The following is a 25,434-nucleotide window of genomic DNA, read 5'->3' on the forward strand; positions in this document are numbered from 1 at the left end:
CCGTCGTCGGGCACCTGACACACTGGCGCCCGTGAGTGCGCGCGACATCGTCATCCTCGGTTCCACCGGCTCCGTCGGGACCCAGGCCCTCGACCTCGTCCGTGCCAACCCCGACCGCTTCCGGGTGGTCGGCCTGACCGCCGGCGGCTCGAACCCCGAGCTGTTCGAGGCCCAGGTCGCCGAGTTCGCGCCGACGTGGTCCGGGCTGGGGGAGGAGGCCTCGGTCGAGGCCGCCGGCCGGCCGTGCGACGTCGTGCTCAACGCCGTCACCGGCGCCGTCGGGCTGCGGCCCACGCTCGCGGCCCTCGAGGCGGGCAACACGCTCGCGCTCGCCAACAAGGAGTCGCTGATCATCGGTGGATCCCTCGTCAAGGAGAGCGCCAAGCCGGGCCAGATCGTGCCCGTCGACTCCGAGCACAGCGCGATCGCGCAGAGCCTGCGCGCCGGCTCCGCCGCGGAGGTACGCCGCCTCGTGCTGACCGCGTCGGGCGGCCCGTTCCGCGGCCGGAGCGCCGCCGAGCTGGCCGACGTCAGCCCCGAGCAGGCGCTGGCCCACCCCAACTTCGCGATGGGCCGGGTGATCACCACCAACTCGGCCACGCTGGTCAACAAGGGCCTCGAGGTGATCGAGGCGCACCTGCTCTTCGACATCCCCTTCGACCGGATCGACGTCGTCGTGCACCCCCAGCAGATCATCCACTCGATGGTCGAGTTCGTCGACGGTGCCGTCGTCGCCCAGCTCGGCCTGCCGACGATGCTGGTGCCGATCGCGATGGGACTGGGCTGGCCCGACCGGGTGCCCGACGCCGAGGCGCCGATCGACTGGACGAAGGCCTCGGACTGGCGCTTCGAGCCCCTCGACGACGGGGTCTTCCCGGCCGTCGCGCTGGCTCGGACCGCGGGGGAGCGGGGCGGGACGGCCCCGGCGGTCTACAACGCGGCCAACGAGGTGGCGGTCGACGCCTTCCACGAGGGACGGCTGGGATTCCCCGACATCGTCACCACGATTTCACGGGTCCTCGACCTCCACGACGTACCATCGAAGGAGCACTTCACCGTGGACGACGTCCTCGCGGCCGACGCCTGGGCGCGCGCGGAGGCGTCGTCCCTCATCTGACGCCCTCACCTGAGAAGGACCTCCCTGCATGACCGCCCTGCTCTACACCCTGGGCGTCGTCACGTTCGTCGTGGCGATCCTGGCGTCGATCGGCCTCCACGAGTTCGGTCACCTGATCCCGGCCAAGAAGTTCGGGTGCAAGGTGCCGCAGTGGTTCATCGGCTTCGGTCCGACGGTCTGGAGCAAGCAGATCGGGGAGACGGAATACGGCGTCAAGGCGATCCCGCTCGGCGGCTACGTCAAGATCGTCGGGATGCTGCCCCCGGGCGCTGAGGACCTCGTCGAGGAGACGACGTACGACGAGGACGGCGAGCCGGTCCACAAGGTGCGACGCTCCAACACCGGCATGTTCACGCAGCTGATCTCCGACGCGCGCACCGCGGAGTGGGAGTACGTCAAGCAGCACGACACCGACCGGCTCTTCTACCGCCTCGCGTGGTGGAAGAAGGTCATCGTCATGGCCGGCGGGCCGATGGTGAACATCGCCATCGCGTTCTCGCTGTTCGTGATCCTCTTCGCGACCTACGGCAACCCGCGCGACGAGGTCGTCGAGCCGACCGTCGCCGCGGTGCCCGAGTGCGTGATCCCCGTCGCCGAGCAGCGCACCACCTGCAAGGCCACCGACCCGGAGACGCCGGCGCTGAAGGCCGGCATCGAGCCGGGCGACGAGATCGTCAGCTTCAACGGCACGAAGTTCGAGGACTGGGAGTCCTTCCAGGCGCTGATCCGTGCCAACGCCGACGGCGACGCGGTGATCCAGGTCCGCCGCGACGGCAAGCTGCTGACGCTCGAGACCAACACCACCGTCACCCTGCGCCAGACCTCGCTCGAGGACGACACCCTCACCGAGGTCGGCTTCCTCGGCGTGCAGCCCGAGACGCACCTCGCGACCGGCGGCCCGATCTACACCGCGATCCAGATGGAGTCGATGACCGTCGAAACGGTCAAGGCGCTCGGCCAGCTGCCGGTCAAGGTCTACGAGGTCGGGCGGGCGATCGTCGGGCTCGAGGAGCGCGCGGCCGACAGCCCGGTCTCGATCGTGGGCGGCGGACGCTTCGCGGGCGAAGCCGCGGCCAGCGACCAGTTCCCGCTGGCCGACAAGCTGGTGACGCTGCTCTTCCTGATCGCGAGCTTCAACTTCTTCATCGGCATGTTCAACTTCGTGCCGCTCCTCCCGCTCGACGGCGGCCACATCGCCGGTGCGCTCTACGAAGGCCTCAAGCGCGGCATCGCCCGCCTCCGCGGTCGTCCCGACCCCGGCCACGTCGACGTCGCCAAGCTGCTCCCGATCGCGTACGTCGTCGGGCTCGCGATGCTGGTGATGGGTGTCGTGCTGATCGTCGCCGACCTCGTCGTACCCCTCCACCTGAGCTGAGGCCGCCGCGAGCGGTGGTCCACCCACATTCCGCGAGCTCGGAATGTAGGTCGACCACCGCTGCCGGGCGAGTCCTGCGGCGCCACGCGGGCGAGCGGTGGTCCAGCCACATTCGGCGGGCCCGGAATGTAGGTGGACCACCGCCAGCCGGCCGGGCCGCCGACTCGGGTCGAGGCGGGGCCTGCTCCTAGACTGGCGCCATGACGTCCGTCGGCCTCGGCATGCCTGCCCTCCCGCCCCCCGTACTGGCTCCCCGCCGCAAGACCCGCCAGATCAAGGTCGGGTCCGTGGGGGTCGGCAGCGACTCGCCGATCTCGGTGCAGTCGATGACCACGACGCTGACCTCCGACGTCAACGCCACGCTCCAGCAGATCGCCGAGCTCACCGCCACCGGCTGCGACATCGTCCGGGTGGCGTGCCCGAGCCAGGACGACGCCGACGCGCTCCCCGAGATCGCGCAGCACTCGCAGATCCCGGTGATCGCCGACATCCACTTCCAGCCGAAGTACGTCTTCGCGGCCATCGACGCCGGCTGCGCGGCCGTCCGGGTCAACCCGGGCAACATCCGCAAGTTCGACGACCAGGTCAAGGAGATCGCGAAGGCCGCCAAGGACCGCGGCACCTCGATCCGCATCGGGGTCAACGCCGGCTCGCTCGACAAGCGGATCCTCGACAAGTACGGCAAGGCGACGCCGGAGGCGCTCGTCGAGTCGGCCGTGTGGGAGGCCAGCCTCTTCGAGGAGCACGACTTCCACGACTTCAAGATCTCGGTCAAGCACAACGACCCCGTCGTGATGGTGCGCGCCTACGAGCTGCTCGCCGAGGCCGGCGACTGGCCGCTGCACCTCGGCGTGACCGAGGCCGGGCCGGCGTTCCAGGGCACCATCAAGTCGTCGGTCGCCTTCGGCCACCTGCTCAGCCAGGGCATCGGCGACACCATCCGCGTCTCGCTGTCCGCGCCCCCGGTCGAGGAGGTCAAGGTCGGCCTCCAGATCCTGGAGTCTCTCAACCTCAAGCCGCGCCGCCTCGAGATCGTCTCCTGCCCGTCCTGCGGCCGCGCCCAGGTCGACGTCTACAAGCTCGCCGAGGAGGTCACCGCCGGCCTCGACGGGCTCGAGGTGCCGCTGCGCGTCGCCGTCATGGGCTGCGTCGTGAACGGCCCCGGCGAGGCCCGCGAGGCCGACCTCGGCGTCGCCTCCGGCAACGGCAAGGGCCAGATCTTCGTCAAGGGCGAGGTCGTCAAGACGGTGCCCGAGTCGCAGATCGTGGAGACCCTCATCGAGGAGGCCATGCGCATCGCCGAGGGCATGGAGACCGTCGAGGGCTCGGAGGCGACCGTCTCGGTCTCCTGACCTCTCGCGTGATCCCCGGCTGACCGGGGATCGCTGAACTTGTCAGGCCGTGCACGGGCCGACAGGTTCAGCGAATGCCTGACAAGTCGGCCTCACGGCTCGCCGCGGGCATCGACCGAGATGAGTAGGCTCCGAGCGTGCTGAGGACTCGCGAGCAGGTGCGTGTGCTGGGCCCGGCCGACCGGGACCAGTTCATCGCGCTCGCCGAGCAGGACCCGGTGGTCAACGTCTTCGCCGACTACCGTGCCCGCCTGACCAATCTCGACGAGCGCTGGCTCGGCGGCCAGGTGTGGGGCCGCTTCGTCGGCGAGGACCTCGTCGCCGGGTGCCACCTCGGCGCCAACCTCGTGCCCGTCCAGTGCACGCCCGACGACGTCGACGCCTTCGCCGACGTCGCGCTGCGCCGCCGGAGCACGGTCGGCACCATCGTCGGCCCGTACGACGTCGTCGCCGCGCTGTGGGAGACCCTCGAGTCCCGCTGGCAGCGCCCGCGCGAGTTCCGCGCCCGCCAGCCACACCTGGAGATGCGCCACGTCCCCGAGCTCCCGGTCGACGCCGGCGTTCGCCTCACGACGCCCCGCGACCTCGAGCTGCTCTACCCCGCCTGCGTGGCGATGTACACCGAGGAGGTCGGCGTCTCTCCCGAGAGCGACGCCGGCGGCGGCGACCTCTACCGGGCGCGCGTGCAGCAGCTCATCGGCCGCGGCTGGTCGATGGCGAGCTTCGACGACCACGGCGTGGTGTTCAAGGCCGAGGTCGCCTGCGTGACGCCGTACGCCGCCCAGGTGCAGGGCGTCTGGGTCCGTCCCGACCGCCGGGGCCAGGGTCTGGCGGCCGCCGGCATGGCCGCCGTGGTCGCCCACGTCATCGGCTCCGGGATGGCGCCGGTGGTCTCGCTCTACGTCAACGAGTGGAACGCGCCCGCCCGGGCGACGTACGCCCGCGTGGGGTTCGAGCAGACCGCCACCTTCGCGACGCTGATGTTCTGACCCGGCCCGCGGAGAAAGTGCGAAAAAGATTTCGCACCGGACGTATCAGCACGGCGCGTGGCCCTACCTGTGAGGACATGGGGACAATGGTCACCATGTCAGAACACCGCAGGGCTGAGGGGGAGCTCGAACAGTCACCGTGGGAAACAGCCAGTGGGGCGTTCACGGCGTGGCGTGCAGGGGACGCCGCAGCCGTGGACGATCTGGTCACCGCGATGACACCGGTCCTCTGGCACGTGGTGAGGGCCTACGGACACGACCGCCAGTCGGCGGAGGACGTCATCGCGACGACATGGCTCGGTTTCGTCCGTCTGCACCAGACCATCAATGACCCCAGGGCCGTCGCGTCCTGGCTGATCACCTCAGCCAGGCGCGGCGCCGCAGAACATGCCAGGAAGGCACGCCGTGCCTCCCCGGTGGAGGACGAGAAGCTCGCCGCAGTGCTCCCTGACGAGGAGTCCGCGGAGGCCCTCGCCGTGCTCGACGACGACGCCGCCAGGTTGTGGCGTGCCGTCTCCAGCGTGGACGAGCGCTGCCGCAAGCTGCTGCGGGTCATCGCCTTCATGGAACGACCCGACTACCAGTCACTCAGCCAGGAGCTCGACATGCCCGTCGGGAGCATCGGACCCACCCGGGCCCGGTGCCTGGCCAAGGTGAGGACCGCACTGATGAACGAAGGAGGGGGACGATGAACACCTCGGACGACAGCCTGCTCGACGACCTGCGCGAGATGTGGCTCCTTGCCGACCCGCCGCCTCCGGGACTGGCGGCGAGCATGATCGCGACCGTCGCCGCCGCCGACCTCGACCAGGAGTGGGAGCTCCTCGTCCTGGTCCGTGACTCCGCCGACGAGCCGGCCGCCCAGGTGCGCGGCCTCGCCTCGGCCCGCATCCTCTACTTCACCGCCGCTGAGGGCTGGTCCCTCGACGCCGAGATCGACGGCGACCAGGTGCGCGGCCAGCTGCTGGACTTCGACGGAGACCTGGGGTCCGTCGAGGTCGCGCTGGAGACCCGCGACGGCGAGCGCTGGACCTCCGGCCTCGACGAGGTCGGCTTCTTCGCCATCACCGCCGAGGTGAGCGGCGAGCTCCGCTTCACCGTCAGCAACGCCTCCGGCTCCGCCAGCAGCCGGTGGATCGAGGTCTGAGCCCTCACACGAACGGCTGCTGCAGCTCCATGTGCGGCCCGACCGTCGGGTCGGAGTCGTAGACCGCCCGGCCCAGCACCTTGTCGCGGGCGTCGGCCGCCGACACACCGTGCTCGGAGATCTCGCGGGCGATCAGCCCGGCGACCACCGGTGCGGAGAACGACGTACCGCTCCAGCGAGCCATGCCGGTGTTGAACACCCGGATGTCGCCCTTGTCGGGCGTCTCGTGGCACTCGAACCTGCCGTCGGGGAAGGCGTTGACGAGGTTGCGGCCGAGCGCGTACACGTCGGCGGACACCCCGTAGTTCGAGTAGTCGGAGATCCGGCCGTCGCGGTCGAGCGACCCGACCCCGACCGACCAGTCGAAGGCGGCCGGCCAGAACGGAGCGGCGGTCGAGTCGTTGCCGGCGGCAGCGACGAGCACGCAGTCCTTGCCCTCGAGGTGCTCCTCGTAGAACGTCTGGAACGCAGCCGACGGCAGGTCCATGCGCGTACGACAGCCCGCCGAGAGGTTGATGACCTGGGGCTCGTGCTTCATCGCCTCCTCGAGCTGCACGACCATGTCGGACTCGAGGATCCCGCCGCCGCCGACGCCGCCGATGCAGAAGCCCTCGACGAAGATGTCGGTGGCCGGTGCCATGCGGCGGACCACGCCGGCGATGAACGTGCCGTGACCGGCGTACGGGCGCAGGTGGGCCGGGTCGTTCAGCTCGTCGTCACCCGTGATGCCCGCCATCCACGGCGTGCGGGGGTCGGTCGCGGCCGGCGGGTGCCACCCCGTGTCGACGACCACGACGTTGACCCGACACTTCGTCTCCTCCTGCGGACCACCCGGCGGCCACGGCTCCTTCAGGCCGGTCTCCTGCGGCTCGACCGCCGGGCAGGTGGTGCCGCCACCGCCACCGGGACTCACGTGCACCCAGTGGTCCGGCGTCGCCTTGCCACGCTCGAGCCCGGCCTCCTCGAGCTGGTCCAGGACGTCGGGCACCGACTCGTCGTTCAGGCGCTCGGGGAGCACGTAGCGCAGCAGCGCGCCGCCCAGGAGGTTCACGTCGTCGCGGCGCGCCTCGCCCTTGAAGAGACGCTCCCCGACGCGGCGGACGATGCCCTCGAACTCCTCGGCGTCGGCACGGCGGACGAGGACGCGGTTCGGGTGGAAGAGATACGTGAAGTCGGCCGGTGCCTCGGTGTTCCAGGCGACTTCACCGTCGTTGGCGCGCCTGAGGTGGCGCAGCTGGTCAGTGGCCCGTCGTCGTCGGTCGTCGCCGATCATCCAGTCTCCCATGGGGCGACGCTAGTGCCGTCCAGCCGAGCCTGACGAGGGTTTCCGCGACATCTTGTCGAGGTGATCGGCAAGGATGGTCCGACCATGGTGACGAGGGACGAGGCCGAGGAGGTGCTGCGCACCGTCTTCGCCGACCCCGGGCTCTCCCGCACCCGCGCTCGCGACGAGCTGGTGCCCGACCCTGATCCCGCAGTGTCGTCGATCGGTCACCAGGTCCTCGGGATCCTGCACCGCGACGTGGGCGAGACCGACACGGCACTCACCCACCTGCGCACCGCGTTGCGGCTCGCTCGGCGCGTGGACATCGAGCGCGAGGCAGACGTCAGGGCCACGCTCGGGGGCTCGTTGATCTATGCCGGGCGCACCCGCGACGGGCTGGAACAGCTCGATCGTGCTGCAGAGCAGAGCACGGGGCTCGCCCTGGCCCGCGTGCTCGTGCGGCGCGCCATGATGCTGAGCTTCCGGATGGAGAGGTTCGAGGACGGCGCGGCGGACCTGCGCAGGGCACTCGCCATCCTCGACGCGTCGGACGACGACATCTGGCGCGCTCGCGCGCTTCAGCTGGAGGGTCTGACGCGCGTGGGGCTCGGCGACATCGCAGCGGCCCGTCGGGCATTCGACGAGTCGATGGCAATCCATACCGCCCTGGCGATGCCCATGGACGTCGCCGTTGGAGTCCACAACCAGGGCTGGCTCGCCTTCCTCGAGGGCGACCTTCCCCGGGCCCTGGAGCGCTACGCGGAGGCCAGCGACCGCTACGCCGCCCTCGACCGGACGAACGTCGACCTGGTGTACGACCGGTGCAGCGCCTACCTCGCCGCCGGCATGCCGGCCGACGCGCTCGACGTGGTGGAGCAGGCCCTGGTCGCGCGCCCTCTCCTCGAGGTGGAGCAGGCGGACCTGCTGCTCGCGACCGCGGAGGCGGCGCTGGCGGCCGGTGACCCGGACAGGGCGAGGTCGGCCGCCGATCGGGCCTGCCGGTTGTTCCGGACGCAGGGCCGCCACCAGCACTGGATCCGGGCCGAGATGATGGCCGTCTGGGCCCGGGCCGAGTCCGCCGACCCACCGCAACGGCTGTTCGCGCGCGCGACCGCACTGGTCGACCTGGCGCGGGAGGGACGAGCCGTCGAACTTCCGGAGGCGCTCTTGCTGGCCGCGCGGACCGGGCGCCGGGCGCACTCGTCGGAGGCCGAGGCGTTGGTCGCGGCGTTGCTGGATGAGGCGGCAACGTTCCGTCGGTCCACCCGAGGGACGACGCGCGTCCTGGGATGGTTGGCCACGGCCGAGCGTCGACGGCTGGCCGGCGACGCTGGGGGAGTGCTGCGCGCCTGCGAGCGAGGTCTGGCCGCACTTGACGAGCACCGCGCCACCCTCGGCAGCCAGGAGCTTCGCGCCCTGTCCTCCGCCCACGGGGCCGAGCTGGCCGAGCTGGGCACTCGCACGGCACTCGCGTCAGGCGGGGCTCGTCGCCTGCTGCGATGGTCCGAGCGGTGGCGCGCCAGCTCCCTGACGATCCCCTCCGCCTTCGACCAGCACGACCCCGAGACCACGGCCGACCTCGCGGCCCTGCGCGCCCAGCACCGGCGGATCGCGGAGGCCAAGGCTGAGGGCGCCCCGACCGACCGCCTGCAGGCCCGCGCCGCCCGGCTCGAGGAGTCGGTGCGGCAGCGGATGTTCCACCTGCGCGGTTCGGGAGCGGCGCCGCAGTCGCTCGACGTGGCCGAGCTGCTCAGTGCGCTCGCCGACGACGACACGGTGCTCGTCGAGCTCACGGAGGTCGACGGCCACCTGCACGCGCTCGTGGCGGGACAGGGACGCGTACGACACCTCGCTGTCGGAGAGGCGTCGGCCGCATCGGCCGCGGTGGACTTCGCACTGTTCGCCCTTCGCGGCGCCGCGCGGGGCCGTCGCTCGCAGCTCGAGATGGCCGGGGCACGGCTTCAGCGAGCGCTGCTCGGCTCGGCGCTCGACCACGTGGGCGAGTCGCGCGTGGTGGTGTCAGGCACCAGCGCTCTACAGGGTGTCCCATGGGGACTCGTGCCCGGACTGGCCGAGCGACCCGTCACCAGCACGCCGTCCGCACGGCTCTGGCTGCGCGCCCGCCAGAGCTCCGCCGAAGCCGACCGACGGGTGCTGCTCGTCGGCCCGGGCCTGGCCAGCGGCGGCGCCGAGGTGCCGGCCGTGGCCGCGCACGACCCGAGCGCCGAGGTGCTGGACGGGGCGGCCGCGACAGTCGAGGCCTCGCTTGCCGCGCTCGACGGCGCCGCCCTGGCCCACGTCGCGGCGCACGGTCACTTCCGCGAGGACAGCCCGCTGTTCTCCTCGCTCGTGATGGCCGACGGACCCCTCCTCGTGCACGACCTCCAGCGGCTCGCGCGACCCCCGCACCGCGTCGTGCTGTCGGCGTGCGAGTCGGGGGAGATGGCACCGGTCGGCGCGCAGGAGCTGCTCGGCCTGTCCGCCGCGCTGCTGTCCATGGGCACCGCGGGCATCGTCTCCAGCCTCGGCGAGGTCGACGACGCCGCCACGGTCGAGGTGATGGTCGCCCTCCACGACAGCCTCCGCCGGGGCCGCGGCCTCGGCGAGGCGATGCTCGCCGCTCGAGAGGTCGCCGCGGGTGACCAGGTGCTCGCGGCCACCGCAGCCTCGTTCACCGTTCTGGGCGTCTAGAACCGAGATATCTGAGGACGTGATGGACGTCGATCGACCACGGAACCGTTCACCACGTCCTCAGATATCTGGACTACGGGGTCGAGGCCTTCACCGGGTCGGTGGCGTTCTCGCAGGCGGTGAGGGTGCAGCGCACGGTGGCGGCCTTCCGCTGCCCGTTGACGCCGAGCAGCAGGGTGCCGGGCGACTCCCAGCCCCAGTCCTGGAACCAGTTGGTCGTGTAGGTCGCCAGCTTCTTCCCCGCGAGGGTGCGCAGGCGGATCTCGCCGGGGCCGACCCCGTCGGTGAGGATGTGGAAGGTCAGCAGCTGCGTGCCGTCGGGGGAGACAGCGGCGACGCGGTCGTGGCACGACGTCCAGTGCTTCATCCGCGGAGCGCTCAGGCGGACCAGCTTGGTGCAGCCGCCGAAGTAGGGGTCCTTGGTGTAGAAGCTCAGCAGGTCGTGCTCGATGTCCGCCATCCCGGCGAGCTTCCGGACGATCGTCTTCGTGCGACCGCTGCGGATCCGCCACTGGAAGACGCGGTCGTCGTTGCTCAGCACGACCCGGTCGGCGTCGACGTCGAGCAGGTTGACGTACCTCCCCGGGCCTTTGGTCCCGAGCACCGTGCCGTCGGCCGACGAGCCGGCGTACGTCGTCACCTTGCGGCCACGGCCGGAGAAGCGCTGCCACGCGAGCGTGCCGCCGTCGGCCGACAGGATCACGGTCGAGGGGTCGATGTTGCGGAGCACATCGACGACCGTGCCGTCCGCCTCGACGCGTACGACGCGCCGGTTGCGCTTGACGTCGACGTTGTTCGTGCCGACCAGCCACCCGTCGCCGGAGCGGCCGATGACCCGAGCGATCCGGCCCGGCAGCTCGACCCGGCGGGCACCGTCGACGAAGACGTCGCCCCATGTCCCTTCCTCGACGTGGGGGACCGCGACGTCGGCGCCGCGGGCAAGCCGCTGCGGCTGGAGCTCGACGGTCGGCGCGGCCGCCTGTGCGGGCACCGCGAGCGATAGAGCGGTGGTGACGGCGGCCAGCACGAGGCCGGCAGTGCGGGTGCGACGCATGGTGGTTCCCCCTGGGTGGTTCGGTGTCGTGGGGGAGACGTGAGAGGGACCGGGAAGGTTGCCGGCGACCGAGCTGCAATCTGGTTCGCGGTGGGCGGAGGCCCCACCTATCCTTGCGCCCATGACTGGCCGCATCCTCCGCATGTCGACCCTGTTCGTGCGCACCCTGCGCGACGACCCGAACGATGCCGAGGTGCCGAGCCACAAGCTGCTGGTCCGCGCCGGCTACATCCGCCGCAACGCCCCGGGCATCTACACCTGGCTGCCCCTGGGCCTGCGCGTGCTGCGCAGGATCGAGAACATCATCCGCGAGGAGATGGACGACATGGGCGCGCAGGAGCTGTCGTTCCCCGCGCTCCTGCCCAAGGAGCCCTACGAGGCGACCAACCGCTGGACCGAGTACGGCCCGAACATCTTCCGGCTCCAGGACCGCAAGGGCGCCGACTACCTGCTCGGCCCCACGCACGAGGAGATGTTCACCCTCGTGGTGAAGGACCTCTACTCCTCCTACAAGGACCTGCCGCTCTCGATCTACCAGATCCAGACCAAGTACCGCGACGAGGCGCGTCCCCGCGCGGGCCTGCTGCGCGGCCGCGAGTTCATCATGAAGGACTCCTACTCCTTCGACGTCGACGACGCCGGGCTCGAGGACTCCTACCAGAAGCACCGCGACGCCTACATCCGGATCTTCGACCGCCTCGGCTTCGAGTACGTCATCGTCAAGGCGACGTCCGGCGCGATGGGTGGCTCGGCGAGCGAGGAGTTCCTCGCCAAGGCCGAGGTCGGTGAGGACACCTACGTCCGCTGCACGCACTGCGACTACGCCGCCAACGTCGAGGCCGTCGCGGTCCCCGCGCCCGCCGCCGTGTCGTACGACGACGTGCCCGCCGCGCATGCCGAGGACACCCCCGACACGCCCACCATCGACAGCCTGGTCGACCACCTCAACGCGGCCTTCCCGCGCGAGGACCGGCCCTGGGTCGCGGGCGACACGCTCAAGAACGTGCTGGTCGTGCTCAAGCACCCCGACGGCACCCGCGAGCCCCTCGCCATCGGCGTCCCCGGCGACCGCGAGGTCGACCAGAAGCGCCTCGAGGGCCAGCTCGAGCCCATCGAGGTCGAGCCCATGGACGAGGCCGAGCTCGCCAAGCACGCCGCGCTGGTCAAGGGCTACATCGGCCCCGAGGTGCTGGGGGAGGAGTCGAAGTCGGGCATCCGCTTCGTCGTCGACCCGCGCATCTCCGAGGGCACCCGCTGGGTCACCGGCGCCAACGTCCCCGGCTCCCACGTCATCGACATGGTCGTGGGTCGCGACTTCACGCCCGACGGCACCATCGAGGCCGCCGACGTCCGCGACGGCGACGCCTGCCCCAACTGCCACGAGGGCACGCTCGAGTCCGCCCGCGGTGTGGAGATGGGCCACATCTTCCAGCTCGGCCGGAAGTACGCCGAGGCGCTCGGGCTCAAGGTCCTCGACGAGAACGGCAAGCTCGTCACGGTCACCATGGGCTCCTACGGCATCGGTCCGTCGCGCGCCGTCGCGGCGATCGCCGAGGGCACGCTCGACGAGCTCGGCCTCTCGTGGCCGCGCAACGTCGCGCCCGCCGACGTCCACGTCGTCGCCGCCGGCAAGGAGGAGGCGATCCTCGCCGCCGCCGAGCAGCTGGCCCGCGACCTCAAGGACGCCGGCCTCGAGGTGCTGCTCGACGACCGCACCGGCAAGGTCAGCCCCGGCGTGAAGTTCAAGGACGCCGAGCTCATCGGCGTGCCCACGATCGTCACGGTCGGGCGTGGGCTGGCCGACGGGAACGTCGAGGTCCGCGACCGCGCCTCCGGCGAGCGCGAGGAGGTCGCGGTCGAGCGCGCCGCCGCGCACCTCGTCGAGCTCGTCCGCGGCTGACGCTCTCGGGTGGTTGAGGTGCGTCCGAGCTCGGAGTGGCGCGCCCACCTCGCCGCGATCCGCCCCGACGCCGACCCGGCCGAGGCGGAGTGGTGGGACACCGACTGGGGTCCGGACACGCCGGCGGCCGTCGGCTTCCTGGTCCCGCGCGGCTTCGAGGCGTACGCCCGCGTCCTCCATCCCGCGCACGATGGTGAGCGCGATGCGGTGACGTGGGCGACGGTCGCGGAGGAGACCGGGACGACCCTGCATCCTGAGGCCCAGTGGCACCGGATCGCCGGCGGCCGGGAGTACGACCCCCGAGGCGAGGGCATCGAGCCGCGACGCTGGCCGGGCAACGAGCCGAGGGTCGGCGTCCTCGAACGTCCCCAGTTCGAGGCGCTCGTCGACGTGCTGGCGCGACACACCACGAGCCCCGGACGCTCGATCGTCGGCTTCTGGGTCGGCTACGGCGTCTGGCCGGTCGCGTGGCACACGTTGCCGACGGCGCCGGGGCCGGGTCGGGAGTCGTACCTCTTCGAGCGACCCGTGTCCGAGGTGGTCACGCTCTGCGCCGAGGCGCCGGCGGTGGCGTACGCCCTGGGCACGCCCACCGGGACCTCGATGGTGATCGGCGGCCCTCCGCCGACCGCCGACGAGGAGTTCGAGATCTGGGCGCCGCACCAGTGGCAGAGCCCGAGTGCGTGGTGGCCAGCCGACCGTGCCTGGGCGACGTCGAACGACACCGACCTCGACTCAACCCTGGTCGGAGGCACGCGTGCGCTCGTCGACGACCTGCTCGCCGACGAGCGGCTCGAGGTGCTGCCCTGGCCCGTCGACGGCTCGCTCTGGTCCGACGCCGACACGATCAACGTGTGATCCGCCGATAGGTTCGCGCCCATGGCTATCGAGGCAGTGATCTTCGACTGGGGCGGCACGCTCACCCGCTGGCACGACGTGGACTTCCACGCCGAGTCGCTGGCGCTCGCGGAGGCCGTACGACGTATGCCGTCGCCCGACGACGACCACCACGCGCACGCCGAGCGGCTCCACCGCGCCGGCGACGTGGTCTGGGGTCGCAGCCGCGACCACCAGCAGAGCGCCACGATCGCCGACCTCTTCGTCGAGGCCGGGCTCGACCACGATCCCGACCTGCTGCAGGCCTACTACGACTTCTGGGAGCCGCACACCCTCACCGATCCCGAGGCGGGGCCGATGTTCGAGGAGCTGCGGGCGGCCGGGCTCAAGGTCGGGGTGCTGTCCAACACGGTCTGGCCGCGGGAGTGGCACGTCGGCTTCTTCGAGCGCGACGGCGTGTACGACCTCATCGACGGCGACGTCTACTCCAGCGAGATCCCGTGGACCAAGCCGTCGCCGCACGCCTTCGCCGCCGCGATGGAGGCCGTGGGTGTCAGCGATCCGGCCGCCTGCGTCTACGTGGGGGACCGGCTCTTCGACGACGTCTGGGGTGCCCACAACGCGGGCCTCAGGGCGATCCACATCCCGCTGAGCAACATCCCGCCCGCGCAGGTCGGGCACACCGAGGGCGACCCCGACGCCACGGTCGACTCGCTGGCCCGGATCCCTGCCGCGGTACGGGCCCTGGACGGCCGCTGATCGCCCGTGCAGCGCCGTTGCCCTCGTGTGTGCCCCGCGTGGATCACCTGCAACTTTCTGCGTTGCAAGAACATGCAACCGCGATATCGTTCACCTCGCCCCGGATCGAATGCATGATTGTGCATGTGGCTCCCCCACCCCCACAGGAGGGGCCACAACGGGTGATGCTGACCAACCCCACAAGGCGGTCCGCGTCCTCGGCCATTGGGAAGGATCTCGGGACTTTCCCAATGGTTGAGGCCGCGGGCCGTTCTTTATTGCGCTCGCTCCGCTTCGCGCGTGCGCGGCGCCCTGAGAGACGTCGTCTTCCCTCCTCGCTCCCAAGCTGTCTCGCTGCGCTCGCCTGCGCTTGCTCGCTCGTCAGTCCAGACGACGTCGGGCGCCGAGCGCGTGGGCTGGGCAAGTTGGGGCGATCCGGGAGTGCCTCTTGACACCCACTCCGCTCAGGTCGATCGGTCCAGCTCGGGGGCCCCGGGCCAGGTCTGCGGCTCGCCGCCGAGCTCGAGCTGCCAGGTGGCCGACCAGGTTGTCTCGGTGAGCGCCCAGGCGCGCACGGTGCCCGACGACTGGGCGACCAGTGCGAGCAGGGTCTCCACGCCGTCGACCTCGAGGGCGAGCGCGGCCGCCTTGATCCGCTCGACGCCCTGGCCGGGGTCGTCGAGGTCGTAGGCAGCCGCTGCGGCCACGGGCTCGCCGCCGGCGTCGGTGACCATCGCACGGAGCTGGTCGCGGCGCGAGCGGTGCCGCCGGTAGGCGGTCGTGAGGGCGTCGTACAGGAGCGGGGCGGCGGCCTGCGACGTGCGCGCGCCCAGCACGCCGTACGCGTAGAGGGCCGCGTGCTCGTCGGCGAGCGTCGTCTGGAGGGCGTCGAGGACGGTCACGACGTCACCCCCGCGGTGAGCGCCGCTGCGTGCTGCGAGGTCGAGGCGGCCATGCTGGCCAGCACCCGCGCGAGGTCGCCGCTCGCCGCGCCGAGGCAGCCGTCGCGCAGGGTGCGCAGGAGCTGTTGCTCGGAGCGGCGTACGGCCCGGAGGGCACCCGCGGCGACCGGCGGGACCGTTGCCGGCGAGGCGGTGGGCTGCTCGGCGTCGGGGATCGCGCCGGCGAGGAGCTCGCGGTGCGCCGCGTGGGCTGCGATGAGCGGCTCGAGGCGTGCGTAGAGGGCGGGGACCGCGGTGCCCGCGGCGACCAGGACGGCCTCGGCGTCGACCAGCGCGGCGACCACGGTCGCGACCAGCTCGGAGTCCTCCGGAGGCGGTGGTGTCGCCCCGGACGGATCGGCGTCGGGGGAGGGCGGGTCGATGTCGCAGGCCGCCAGGACGAGGGGTGCTGCGAGCGCCGAGCCCAGCGTCGTACGACGTGAGAGCGGACGACCTGGCACGCGACGACCCTACCCAGCGGCGGGACCGGTCCGGACCGGTCGCCCGGGGATGTCGGGGCGCTCCAGCAGGCCGCTAAGGTGTTCCTTCGACAACTGCACAAGGAGGTCGCTGCCGATGAGCACCCACCAGGACGCCACCCGGGACCGCATCGAAGCGGAGCTGATCGACCCCTTGAGCGTGATGGGCCTCGACGTCGAGGCCGTCGAGGTCACCCCGGCCGGCAAGCGCCGCGTGCTGCGCGTCGCGGTCGACAAGGACGGCGGCGTCACGCTCGACGACGTCGCCGACGCGACCCGTGAGGTCTCCCGGGTGCTCGACGAGTCCGACGTGATGGGTGAGATGCCGTACACGCTCGAGGTCACCTCCCGTGGCGTCGACCGGCCGCTGACGCTGCCGCGCCACTGGCGCCGCAACGAGGACCGCCTGGTCAAGGCGACACTGGCCGACGGGTCCCACGTGACCGGTCGCATCCTCGCCTCGTCGGAGGAGTCGGTGACCCTCGACGAGGACGGCACGAAGCGCGAGGTCGCCTATGCCGACGTGGCGAAGGCCCTCGTGCAGATCGAGTTCAACCGCAAGAGTGAGAAGAAGGACGACTGATGGACATCGATCTGAGCATCCTGCGGATGCTGGAGCGCGAGAAGGAGATCTCCTTCGAGGTGCTGGCCGAGGCCATCGAGCAGGCCCTGCTGACGGCCTACCAGCGTGCGACCGAGTCGCACCACCCCGCCCGCGTCGAGCTGGACCGCAAGACCGGGCACGTCACCGTCTGGGCGCGCGAGGTCGACGAGGACGGCACCGCCGGTCCGGAGTACGACGACACGCCCGACGGCTTCGGCCGCATCGCCGCCACCACCGCCAAGCAGGTGATGCTGCAGCGACTCCGCGATGCCGAGGACGAGATCAAGTTTGGCGAGTTCTCCGGCAAGGAGGGCGACATCATCTCGGGCATCATCCAGCAGGGCCGCAACCCCGACGACGTGATGGTCGACCTCGGCAAGGTCGAGGCGCTGCTGCCCGTCAGCGAGCGGGTGCCGGGGGAGAAGTACGTCCACGGCGAGCGCATCAAGTGCCTGGTGACCTCGGTCCGCAAGGGCATGCGCGGTCCCCAGATCACTCTGTCGCGCTCGCACCCGACGCTGGTGAAGAAGCTCTTCGCCCTCGAGGTGCCCGAGATCGCCGATGGGACCGTCGAGATCGCCGGCATCGCCCGCGAGGCCGGCCACCGCACCAAGATCGCGGTCCACTCGACCATCCCGGGCGTCAACGCCAAGGGCGCCTGCATCGGCCCGATGGGCCAGCGCGTGCGCAACGTGATGAGCGAGCTCCACGGCGAGAAGATCGACATCGTCGACTGGGCCGAGGACCCCGCCGAGCTGGTCGCCCACGCCCTGTCGCCGGCGCGCGTGACGTCGGTCGAGGTCGTCGACCTCGCTGCGCGGTCCTGCCGCGTCGTAGTGCCCGACTTCCAGCTCTCGCTGGCCATCGGCAAGGAGGGCCAGAACGCCCGCCTCGCCGCCCGCCTCACCGGCTGGCGGATCGACATCAGGTCGGATGAAGCGACCAGCGACGAGTGAGAGACGAGCTCGACGCGTGGGGTCGACCAGGTTGAGCAAGCGACGCGACTGAGGAACGAAGTCGCGCGAGCGCGTCGTAACCAAAGCGCCGGCTCCGTCCGACGACTGATCACTCGCCCTCGAGCACCCAGGGGTCGGCCGCGTCGCGGTCGGCCCCGGTCTCGAAGAGCACCGGCTCGCCCAGGAACCGCTGGATCGCGTGCCAGTACGCGTTGAGCCCGGCGATGGTCTGGTGGTCGGCGTCGGGGAAGTCGATGACCCGGGCTCCCGGCGGCAGCGCCGCGACCAGGCGGTCGGTGGCAGCCGGACGCACGATCGTGTCCCGCCCGGCGCGCAGCACGAGGACCGGAGCCGGGATCGATCCGACGTGCCGGTCGGAGCGGAACCGGTCGGGCAGCAGCCAGTCGAACGGCAGCCCGCGGAAGAGCGGGCGCACCACCCCCGCCAGGCTGTCGAAGGGCGTCACCAGCACGACCGCCTCCACCCGGTCCCGGACCCGCGGGTCGGAGGTCACCTGGGACGCCACGCCGCTGCCGAGGCTGCGCCCGATCACGGCGACCGAGGTGTGCCGGGAGGCCACGTCGAGGAAGAGGGCGACCCCGTCCTCGACCAGGTCGCGCTCGGTCGGCTCCCCGTCGGAGGAGCCGTAGCCCCGGTACGCGACGAGGTACGACGCGCGCCCGCCCAGCGACGTACGGAAACGCAGGCGCCAGCCGCTGAGGTCCTCCGCATTGCCGCCGAAGTAGATGACCGCGCGCTCGGACCGCGGCCGGGTGACCCAGCCGCGGAGCACGACCCCCTCGCGGTCGAGCTCGTAGTTCGTGGGCGGGACGTCGATGTGCGTGTCGTGCGCCCGGAAGACGAGGCGTCGGGCGAGGGGCGCCAGCGCGTTCACGAACCCAGCATGGCGCACGCCCGGTTCGTAAACCGCTGGCCTCATTCGGTAGAGTGGAGATCAGTGGCCACCACGTCTGACACCCCTGCGCCCGGACCTGTCCGGACCTGTGTGGGTTGCCGGGCGAAGGCCGCTGCGAGCGAGCTGCTCCGCGTGGTTGCGGGGGCGGACGCCGAGGGCCGACCAGCCCTGGTGCCCGATCCGGACCGCCGAGCACCCGGTCGTGGGGCGCACCTGCACCCCACGCAGGAGTGTTGGCAGCTCGCTGTGCGACGCCGAGCGTTTCCCCGGGCCCTCCGCTCGGGGGAGAATCTCAGCGGCGCGCCGGTCGAGGACCACCTCACCGCGCACCAGTCCGAATCACAGCAGCACCGACCAGAAACTGGAGCACGCAGCTCATGAGCACTCGATGAGTAACTCGTAATGAGTGTGCACACCCACTAGCTGTTCCGTTTCCCCTGTCCTTCTGGGGTCACGGACCAGAAGGAGTAGAAACCAACCGTGGCAAAGACCCGAGTCCACGAACTCGCCAAGGAGTTCGGAGTCGAGAGCAAGTTCGTTCTCGAGAAGCTCAAGGAGATGGGGGAGTTCGTCAAGTCGGCGTCGTCGACTGTCGAGCCGCCCGTCGAGATGCGCTTCAAGAAGCAGTACGGCGACGAGCTGAAGGCCGCTGCGGCCGCCGCTCCCGCCGCCGACACCGCGACCGAGGCGCCGGCCGACAAGCCGGCTGCCAAGAAGGCCGCCCCCAAGCCCGGCCCGAAGCCGGCCCCCGTGGCCGAGGCCCCTGCCGAGGCGCCCGCCGAGGCGCCCGCGGAGGCTCCGGCCGCCGCGGTCGTCGAGGAGGCCGCCCCGGCCGCCAAGCCCGGCCCGAAGCCCGGCCCGAAGGCCCCTGTCGCCGAGCCCGAGGCTCCGGCGGCCGAGCCCGAGGCGCCCGCGGCTCCCGCGGCCAAGTCCGCGACGCCCGCGCCGCGGCCGGTCGGTCGTCCCGGCGCCCCGCGCCCGGGCAACAACCCGTTCGCACCCAGCCAGGGCATGGGCTCGCGCCCGGCCCCGCGCACGCCCGGCGACGACACCCGTCCGCCGCGCCCGCCGGCCGGTGGCGACGCCCGTCCGGGCATGCCGCGCCCCAACCCGGCGATGATGCCGAAGTCGCCTGCCGCCTTCGGCAACGGCCCCGGCGGGCGCCCGGCCCGTGGTGGCCCCGGCGGTGCTCCCGGTCGTCCGGGCGCCCCCGCCCGCGGCGGTGCTCCGGGTCGTCCCGGTGCCGGCGCCGGTGCTCCCGGTGGCGGTGCCCCGGGTCGTCCCGGTGGCTTCGGTCCGTCCGGTGGCGGTCGCCCCGGTGGCGGTCGTCCCGGCCAGCGTGGCCAGACCCAGGGTGCCTTCGGTCGCCCGGGTGGCCCGTCGCGCCGCGGTCGCAAGTCGAAGCGTGCCCGTCGCCAGGAGTTCGAGGCCATGGAGGCCCCGACGATCGGTGGCGTGCGAGTCCGCAAGGGCAACGGCGAGACCGTCCGCCTCCCGCGTGGTGCCTCGCTGACCGACTTCGCCGAGAAGATCAACGTCGATGCCGCTGCGCTCGTGCAGATGCTGTTCTCGCTCGGCGAGATGGTGACCTCCACGCAGTCGGTGGGTGACGAGACGTTCGAGCTGCTCGCCGAGGAGCTCAACTACGTCGTCCAGATCGTCTCCCCGGAGGACGAGGACCGCGAGCTGCTCGAGACGTTCGACCTCGAGTTCGGCGCCGACGAGGGCGACGAGGCCGACCTGGCCATCCGTCCGCCGGTCGTCACCGTCATGGGTCACGTCGACCACGGAAAGACCAAGCTCCTCGACGCGCTGCGTGACGCCAACGTGGTCGACAAGGAGGCCGGTGGCATCACCCAGCACATCGGCGCCTACCAGGTCCACACCGAGGTCGACGGCGACGACCGCCGCATCACCTTCATCGACACCCCGGGTCACGAGGCGTTCACCGCCATGCGTGCCCGTGGTGCCCAGGCCACGGACATCGCGATCCTGGTCGTCGCGGCCGACGACGGCGTCATGCCGCAGACGGTCGAGGCGCTCAACCACGCAAAGGCGGCCGGTGTGCCGATCGTCGTGGCGGTCAACAAGATCGACAAGCCGGAGGCCGACGCGACCAAGGTCCGTGGCCAGCTGACCGAATACGGCCTGATCCCCGAGGAGTACGGCGGCGACGCGATGTTCGTCGACGTCTCGGCCAAGGCCGGCCTCAACCTCGACAAGCTGCTCGAGGCCGTCGTGCTCACCGCCGACGCGTCGCTCGACCTGCGTGCCAACCCCGACCAGGACGCCCAGGGCCTCGTGGTCGAGGCGCACCTCGACCGTGGCCGTGGCCCCGTGGCGACCGTCCTGGTCCAGCGCGGCACGCTGCGGGTCGGCGACTCGATCGTGGCCGGTCCGGCCCACGGTCGTGTCCGCGCGATGCTCGACGAGCACGGCAACGAGATCGCCGAGGCAGACCCGTCGCGTCCCGCGATGGTGCTGGGCCTCTCGGCGGTGCCGGGTGCGGGTCAGAACTTCATCGTGGTCGAGGACGACCGCATGGCTCGCCAGATCGCCGAGAAGCGTGAGGCGCGTGAGCGGGCGGCCATGCAGGCCAAGCGCCGCGTGCGTCGCAGCCTCGAGGACTTCATGGCCTCCATGGAGAAGGGCGAGAGCCAGGAGCTCAACCTCATCCTCAAGGGCGACGTGTCCGGTTCGGTCGAGGCCCTCGAGGACGCCCTGTCGCAGATCGACGTCGGCGACGAGGTCTCGCTGCGCGTCATCGACCGCGGTGTCGGTGCGATCACCGAGACCAACGTCGACCTGGCCGCCGCCTCCGACGCCATCATCATCGGCTTCAACGTCCGCCCGCAGGGCAAGGCGAGCCAGATGGCCGACAAGGAAGGTGTCGAGATCCGCTACTACTCGGTCATCTACCAGGCGATCGAGGAGATCGAGGCAGCGCTCAAGGGCATGCTCAAGCCGATCTACGAGGAGTCGACCCTCGGCCAGGCGGAGATCCGCGAGATCTTCCGCTCGTCCAGGGCCGGCAACATCGCGGGCTGCATGGTCACCAGCGGCCTGATCCGCCGCAACGCCAAGGTGCGGGTCCTGCGCGACGGAGCGGTGGTGGCCGACAACCTCGACCTCGCCTCCCTCCGCCGCGAGAAGGACGACGCCGCCGAGGTCCGCGAGGGCTTCGAGTGCGGTCTGGTGCTCAAGAACTTCCAGGACATCAAGATCGGCGATGTCGTGGAGGCCTTCGAGATGCGCGAGATCCCCCGCGGCTGACGCACGACGCACCACCACCAACTAGTTGGTCGAGTAGCCCGAGCGAGGAACGAGCGAGGGCGTATCGAGACCCACCCGGTCTCGATACGACGCCTCGTTCCTCGGCGGCTACTCGACCAACTGTTGTCTTCTGAGAGAGTGAGCAGCATGAGCAACCCCCGCGTCCGCAAGATCGCCGACCGCATCCAGGTGGTCGTCGCCGAGATGCTCGAGCGACGGATCAAGGACCCGCGGCTGGGCTTCGTCACGATCACCGACGTCCGTGTCACCGGTGACTCGCAGCAGGCGTCGATCTTCTACACCGTGCTCGGTGCCGAGGACGAGCTGGCCAGCACGGCTGCCGCGCTGGAGTCGGCCAAGGGCGTGATCCGTTCCGAGGTCGCCAAGCAGCTCGGCATGCGCATCGTGCCGTCGCTGACCTTCATCCCCGACGCCCTCCCCGAGAGCGCCCGCGCGCTCGACGAGGTGCTCGCCCGCGCCAAGGAGCAGGACGAGGCCGTCGCCGCCCAGCGCGGGTCGTCGTACGCAGGCGAGGCGGACCCGTACAAGAAGCCCCGCGTGATCGAGGACGAGCTCGACGACGAGGACCTCGACGAGGACGACCGCCTCTGATGGTCGACCCCGGTCTGGTCGTCGTCGACAAGGCCCCGGGCATGACCTCGCACGACGTGGTGGCCCGGGTTCGCCGGCTCGCCGGCACCCGCAAGGTCGGCCACGCCGGCACGCTCGACCCGATGGCCACCGGCGTGCTCGTGCTCGGCGTCGACCGCGCCACCCGGCTGCTCGGCCACCTGATGCTCACCGAGAAGGCGTACGACGCCACGGTGCGGCTCGGCGTGTCCACGACCACCGACGACGCCGAGGGCGAGGTCGTCTCGACCGCTCCGGTCGGAGGCGTGACCGAGGACGACGTACGCCGTGAGCTGGCGAGGTTCGTCGGCGACATCGAGCAGGTCCCGACCGCCGTCTCCGCGATCAAGGTCGACGGCCAGCGCGCCTACGCGCGGGTCCGGGCGGGGGAGCAGGTCGAGCTGAAGGCCCGGCCGGTGACGATCCACGCGCTCGAGGTCCACGAGGTCGACCTCCCCGACGTCCGCATCTCGGTGCGCTGCTCGTCCGGCACCTACATCCGCGCGATCGCGCGCGACCTCGGTGCGGCGCTCGGGGTGGGCGGCCACCTCACGGCACTGCGTCGTACGGCTGTCGGGTCCTTCGACCTCGCCGTCGCGCGCACGCTCGAGCAGCTGGCCGACGACTTCGCCGTGCTGCCGATCGCCGACGCCGCGCGGGCGACGTTCGTCTCGGTCGACCTCGATGAGGAGCAGGCCGCGCACGTGCGGTTCGGTCGGTCGCTCGACCTGGCCCTCCCCGGCGAGGGACCGCACGCGGTCTTCGCGCCCGGCGGTGAGTTCCTCGCGCTCTACGAGCAGCGCGGCGAGCAGGCCCGACCGGTGGCCGTGTTCGTCTGAGTCCGCCAGTAGGCTGCCCCGGTGCAGATCTGGCGTGACGTCGACGACGTGCCGGCCGACCTCGGCCGCACGGTCGTCAGCATCGGCAACTTCGACGGCGTGCACCTCGGTCACGCCCACGTGCTGCGCGAGGCCCGTGCCACCGCCGACCGGCTGGGCATCGAGACCGTCGTCGCGGTGACCTTCGACCCTCACCCGATGGCGGTGCTGCGGCCCGAGCACGCGCCGCCGACCTTGACCTCCATCGAGACGCGCGCCCGGCTCCTCGAGGGCGCCGGCGTCGACGCGATCCTCGTCGTCGGCTTCAACCGCGAGATCGCCGGCTGGTCGCCCGAGGAGTTCATCGACCGCGTGCTCGTGGACACGCTGCACGCGGGTGCGGTGGTGGTCGGCGCCAACTTCCGCTTCGGTGCCAAGGCAGCCGGCGAGGTCGCCACGCTGGTCGAGGCCGGCGCGACCCGAGGCTTCGAGACTGTCGGCGTCCCGCTCGACGGCGGGCCGCAGGTCTGGAGCTCGACCTACGTCCGCCAGTGCCTGGCCACCGGCGACGTTGCCGGTGCCGCCGAGGCGCTGGGACGTCCGTTCACCGTCCGCGGCACGGTTGTCGAGGGCGACAAGCGCGGTCGCGAGCTCGGCTTCCCGACCGCCAACGTGCCGGTCCCACCGGTCGACGCGGCTCCCGCGGACGGCGTCTACGCCGGCTGGCTGACCCGACTCGACGACGGCCAGCGCTACCCCGCGGCGATCTCCGTCGGCACCAACCCGACCTTCGACGGCGAGCGCGACCGGCGCGTCGAGTCCTACGTCCTCGACCGCGACGACCTCGAGCTCTACGGCGTCGAGGTCGAGGTCGCCTTCGTCGAGCGGCTGCGCGGGATGGTGAAGTTCGAGGGCATCGAGGCGCTCATCGAGACCATGCGCGACGACGTACGACGTGCGCGCGAGGTCCTGGGTGCCTGAGCAGGTCCCTGACTCCCGGGCCGGCTGCGAGGAGTGGTTCCTCGCGCACGGCCTGCCCTACTTCGTCGACCCGATCCGCGACCAGGTCCGCCGCCGGCTCTCGCGCAGCAGGCTGGCGGTCGTGGCCTCGGTGGGTCTCGTCCTCGCGCTGGCGGCGGGCATCGGACTGGGCTGGCCGACCGGTGACGGCACGGCAGGTGTCTCGCTCGGCGTGACGGTGCTGGTGCTCGTGGCGGCCGTCTACGCCGGTCGTGCACTGCAGGTGCGGCTGATCGCGCGATGGGCGCTGCGCCAGACCCTTGCCAGCCTCGAGCTGCTCTTCCCGCTGGCCACGCGGGCGCTGCCGATGCTGCTGCTCTTCGTGACGTTCCTCTTCATCAACACCGAGGTCTGGATGGTCGCCTCGGCGCTGGACGGCGGCATCCTGTGGGGCGCGGTGATGCTGTTCGGCGCCGTCGCGGTGGGCTTCCTGGTGGTGCGGCTGGTCGAGGAGGTCGACCGGCTCGACGACCAGATCGGCCGTGAAGAGGTCGGCGACGACGCCGACGTCGTCGGGCTCGAACGCACCAACCTGGTGCTGGTGCTGCTGATCAGCCAGGCCTTCCAGGTGCTCCTGCTGTCACTGGCCGTGTTCGCGTTCTTCATCGTCTTCGGCGCCGTCGCCATGAAGCCGAGCGTCCTGGAGGCGTGGATCGGGACCGAGCTGACCTCGGCATGGGGCTTCAAGGCGGTCAGCAAGGAGCTGGTGCAGGTCTCGACGTTCCTGGCGGCCTTCAGCGGTCTCTACTTCGCGGTCTACGCCGTGACCGACGAGACCTACCGCCGCGAGTTCTTCACCGAGGTGCTCGGTGAGCTGGAGCAGGCGCTGCGGGTGCGGGTCGGCTACCTGCGGCGCTCCTGAGCCACCACTCGTACGACACCCGCCCGGGACGACGTCGGGCGGTGGTCCACCTCCAAATCCGGCGTACGAAATGTGGGTGGACCACCGCCCACCAGGCAGTGCGGGGACCGGGTTTCGACACGCGCGGTCGCGACTTCCTTCGTCAGTCGCGCGCGCTGCTCAACCACCATCGAGGCGATCCGCTGACGCGTCTCACCTCAGGCGTCGAGGTCCTGCTCGACCAGGGCGGCGATCGTGTCGACCGCGTCCTGGTCGTCCCCGGCGACCTCGACGGTGTCGCCGTTGCCGGCGCCCAGGGTCATGATCATCAGCGACGAGCTCGCGTCGACACCGTTGATGGTGACGTCGGAGCCGAGCTCGGCGGCCTTCTCCGCGATGATCGCGGCGGGACGGGCGTGGAGGCCGACGGCGGAGCCGACGACGACGGACTTGCTGGGCATGGTTCTCCTAGATCGCTTGCAGGGGTTGACT

The 25,434-nt window shown here is 71.3% G+C and carries 24 protein-coding genes; 18 read left to right on the forward strand and 6 right to left on the reverse strand.

Going from position 1 to position 25,434, the window contains the following annotated elements:
- The first annotated feature begins 31 nt into the window (after positions 1 to 31).
- The 6 genes from dxr to J2X46_RS13050 all read left to right on the forward strand — a co-directional run bounded on the left by dxr (position 32) and on the right by J2X46_RS13050 (position 5,980).
- Entirely contained in the window at positions 32 to 1,117 is a 1,086-nt protein-coding gene (dxr, locus tag J2X46_RS13025; RefSeq protein ID WP_310251156.1) for a 1-deoxy-D-xylulose-5-phosphate reductoisomerase, read from the forward strand.
- Between the two features lie 28 nt (positions 1,118 to 1,145).
- Entirely contained in the window at positions 1,146 to 2,492 is a 1,347-nt protein-coding gene (locus J2X46_RS13030) for a M50 family metallopeptidase (RefSeq protein WP_310251159.1), read from the forward strand.
- A 200-nt stretch (positions 2,493 to 2,692) separates the two neighbouring features.
- Positions 2,693 to 3,844 (forward strand): flavodoxin-dependent (E)-4-hydroxy-3-methylbut-2-enyl-diphosphate synthase, encoded by a 1,152-nt coding sequence (gene ispG, locus J2X46_RS13035; RefSeq protein WP_310251161.1) that lies wholly within the window; start codon positions 2,693 to 2,695, stop codon positions 3,842 to 3,844.
- A gap of 137 nt (positions 3,845 to 3,981) precedes the next feature.
- Complete coding sequence (locus tag J2X46_RS13040) at positions 3,982 to 4,833, forward strand: DUF4081 domain-containing protein (protein WP_310251164.1); 852 nt, start codon at positions 3,982 to 3,984, stop codon at positions 4,831 to 4,833.
- A 194-nt stretch (positions 4,834 to 5,027) separates the two neighbouring features.
- Entirely contained in the window at positions 5,028 to 5,525 is a 498-nt protein-coding gene (locus J2X46_RS13045) for a sigma-70 family RNA polymerase sigma factor (protein ID WP_310251167.1), read from the forward strand.
- Positions 5,522 to 5,980 (forward strand): hypothetical protein, encoded by a 459-nt coding sequence (locus tag J2X46_RS13050; RefSeq protein ID WP_310251170.1) that lies wholly within the window; start codon positions 5,522 to 5,524, stop codon positions 5,978 to 5,980. The genes J2X46_RS13045 and J2X46_RS13050 overlap by 4 nt, the downstream gene beginning before the upstream one ends.
- A gap of 4 nt (positions 5,981 to 5,984) precedes the next feature.
- Here the strand turns inward: J2X46_RS13050 and J2X46_RS13055 are convergent, their stop codons facing one another.
- Positions 5,985 to 7,265, reverse strand: coding sequence for a S8/S53 family peptidase (locus J2X46_RS13055; RefSeq protein WP_310251172.1), 1,281 nt, complete (start codon positions 7,263 to 7,265; stop codon positions 5,985 to 5,987).
- Positions 7,266 to 7,349: 84 nt separating this feature from the next.
- Here J2X46_RS13055 and J2X46_RS13060 point away from each other — a divergent pair, with 84 nt between their 5' ends.
- Positions 7,350 to 9,935: a CHAT domain-containing protein gene (locus tag J2X46_RS13060; RefSeq protein WP_310251173.1), complete on the forward strand. Its 2,586-nt coding sequence runs from the start codon at positions 7,350 to 7,352 to the stop codon at positions 9,933 to 9,935.
- Positions 9,936 to 10,008: 73 nt separating this feature from the next.
- On the opposite strand, the gene J2X46_RS13065 is transcribed toward J2X46_RS13060, so the two are convergent.
- Positions 10,009 to 10,989: a hypothetical protein gene (locus tag J2X46_RS13065; RefSeq protein ID WP_310251176.1), complete on the reverse strand. Its 981-nt coding sequence runs from the start codon at positions 10,987 to 10,989 to the stop codon at positions 10,009 to 10,011.
- A gap of 121 nt (positions 10,990 to 11,110) precedes the next feature.
- On the opposite strand from J2X46_RS13065, the gene J2X46_RS13070 reads away from it, so the two are divergent.
- From J2X46_RS13070 to J2X46_RS13080, 3 genes are read left to right on the forward strand one after another with little or no spacing between them, the layout of a single operon-like run.
- A complete protein-coding gene (locus J2X46_RS13070) occupies positions 11,111 to 12,889 on the forward strand; it encodes a proline--tRNA ligase (protein ID WP_310251179.1) in 1,779 nt (592 codons plus the stop codon).
- Between the two features lie 18 nt (positions 12,890 to 12,907).
- Positions 12,908 to 13,747, forward strand: a complete 840-nt coding sequence (locus J2X46_RS13075; protein WP_310251181.1) for a hypothetical protein — start codon at positions 12,908 to 12,910, stop codon at positions 13,745 to 13,747.
- A 21-nt stretch (positions 13,748 to 13,768) separates the two neighbouring features.
- Positions 13,769 to 14,485: an HAD family hydrolase gene (locus J2X46_RS13080; protein WP_310251184.1), complete on the forward strand. Its 717-nt coding sequence runs from the start codon at positions 13,769 to 13,771 to the stop codon at positions 14,483 to 14,485.
- Positions 14,486 to 14,928: 443 nt separating this feature from the next.
- Here J2X46_RS13080 and J2X46_RS13085 read toward each other — a convergent pair whose 3' ends face one another.
- Together J2X46_RS13085 and J2X46_RS13090 are read right to left on the reverse strand one after the other, a co-directional pair.
- A complete protein-coding gene (locus tag J2X46_RS13085) occupies positions 14,929 to 15,366 on the reverse strand; it encodes a ferritin-like domain-containing protein (protein WP_310251187.1) in 438 nt (145 codons plus the stop codon).
- Entirely contained in the window at positions 15,363 to 15,866 is a 504-nt protein-coding gene (locus J2X46_RS13090; protein ID WP_310251189.1) for a hypothetical protein, read from the reverse strand. Before J2X46_RS13090 ends, J2X46_RS13085 begins: the two co-directional genes overlap by 4 nt.
- 115 nt (positions 15,867 to 15,981) lie before the next feature.
- Between J2X46_RS13090 and rimP the strand changes: the two genes are divergently transcribed.
- The gene (gene rimP, locus J2X46_RS13095; protein WP_310251192.1) at positions 15,982 to 16,467 is read left to right on the forward strand and encodes a ribosome maturation factor RimP; all 486 of its coding nucleotides are present in this window, start codon (positions 15,982 to 15,984) and stop codon (positions 16,465 to 16,467) included.
- Complete coding sequence (gene nusA / locus J2X46_RS13100; protein WP_310251195.1) at positions 16,467 to 17,444, forward strand: transcription termination factor NusA; 978 nt, start codon at positions 16,467 to 16,469, stop codon at positions 17,442 to 17,444. Before rimP ends, nusA begins: the two co-directional genes overlap by 1 nt.
- Before the next feature lie 109 nt (positions 17,445 to 17,553).
- Here the strand turns inward: nusA and J2X46_RS13105 are convergent, their stop codons facing one another.
- Positions 17,554 to 18,339 (reverse strand): hypothetical protein, encoded by a 786-nt coding sequence (locus tag J2X46_RS13105; protein ID WP_310251198.1) that lies wholly within the window; start codon positions 18,337 to 18,339, stop codon positions 17,554 to 17,556.
- A 9-nt stretch (positions 18,340 to 18,348) separates the two neighbouring features.
- On the opposite strand from J2X46_RS13105, the gene J2X46_RS13110 reads away from it, so the two are divergent.
- The 6 genes from J2X46_RS13110 (at position 18,349) to J2X46_RS13135 (ending at position 24,963) form a co-directional block, all read left to right on the forward strand.
- Positions 18,349 to 18,741: a YlxR family protein gene (locus tag J2X46_RS13110; protein WP_310251202.1), complete on the forward strand. Its 393-nt coding sequence runs from the start codon at positions 18,349 to 18,351 to the stop codon at positions 18,739 to 18,741.
- A gap of 99 nt (positions 18,742 to 18,840) precedes the next feature.
- Complete coding sequence (gene infB, locus J2X46_RS13115; RefSeq protein ID WP_310251205.1) at positions 18,841 to 21,633, forward strand: translation initiation factor IF-2; 2,793 nt, start codon at positions 18,841 to 18,843, stop codon at positions 21,631 to 21,633.
- Between the two features lie 147 nt (positions 21,634 to 21,780).
- On the forward strand, positions 21,781 to 22,245 hold the full coding sequence (rbfA, locus tag J2X46_RS13120) for a 30S ribosome-binding factor RbfA (RefSeq protein ID WP_310251207.1): 465 nt from the start codon (positions 21,781 to 21,783) through the stop codon (positions 22,243 to 22,245).
- Positions 22,245 to 23,102, forward strand: a complete 858-nt coding sequence (gene truB, locus J2X46_RS13125; RefSeq protein WP_310251210.1) for a tRNA pseudouridine(55) synthase TruB — start codon at positions 22,245 to 22,247, stop codon at positions 23,100 to 23,102. The genes rbfA and truB overlap by 1 nt, the downstream gene beginning before the upstream one ends.
- Positions 23,103 to 23,123: 21 nt before the next feature.
- On the forward strand, positions 23,124 to 24,062 hold the full coding sequence (locus J2X46_RS13130) for a bifunctional riboflavin kinase/FAD synthetase (RefSeq protein WP_310251212.1): 939 nt from the start codon (positions 23,124 to 23,126) through the stop codon (positions 24,060 to 24,062).
- Positions 24,055 to 24,963 (forward strand): hypothetical protein, encoded by a 909-nt coding sequence (locus tag J2X46_RS13135; protein ID WP_310251214.1) that lies wholly within the window; start codon positions 24,055 to 24,057, stop codon positions 24,961 to 24,963. The genes J2X46_RS13130 and J2X46_RS13135 overlap by 8 nt, the downstream gene beginning before the upstream one ends.
- Before the next feature lie 197 nt (positions 24,964 to 25,160).
- On the opposite strand, the gene J2X46_RS13140 is transcribed toward J2X46_RS13135, so the two are convergent.
- Positions 25,161 to 25,403: an HPr family phosphocarrier protein gene (locus tag J2X46_RS13140; RefSeq protein ID WP_310251219.1), complete on the reverse strand. Its 243-nt coding sequence runs from the start codon at positions 25,401 to 25,403 to the stop codon at positions 25,161 to 25,163.
- Positions 25,404 to 25,434 lie beyond the last annotated feature (31 nt).

The organism is Nocardioides sp. BE266 (assembly GCF_031457855.1).
In the GTDB taxonomy this organism is placed as follows: Bacteria; Actinomycetota; Actinomycetes; order Propionibacteriales; family Nocardioidaceae; genus Nocardioides.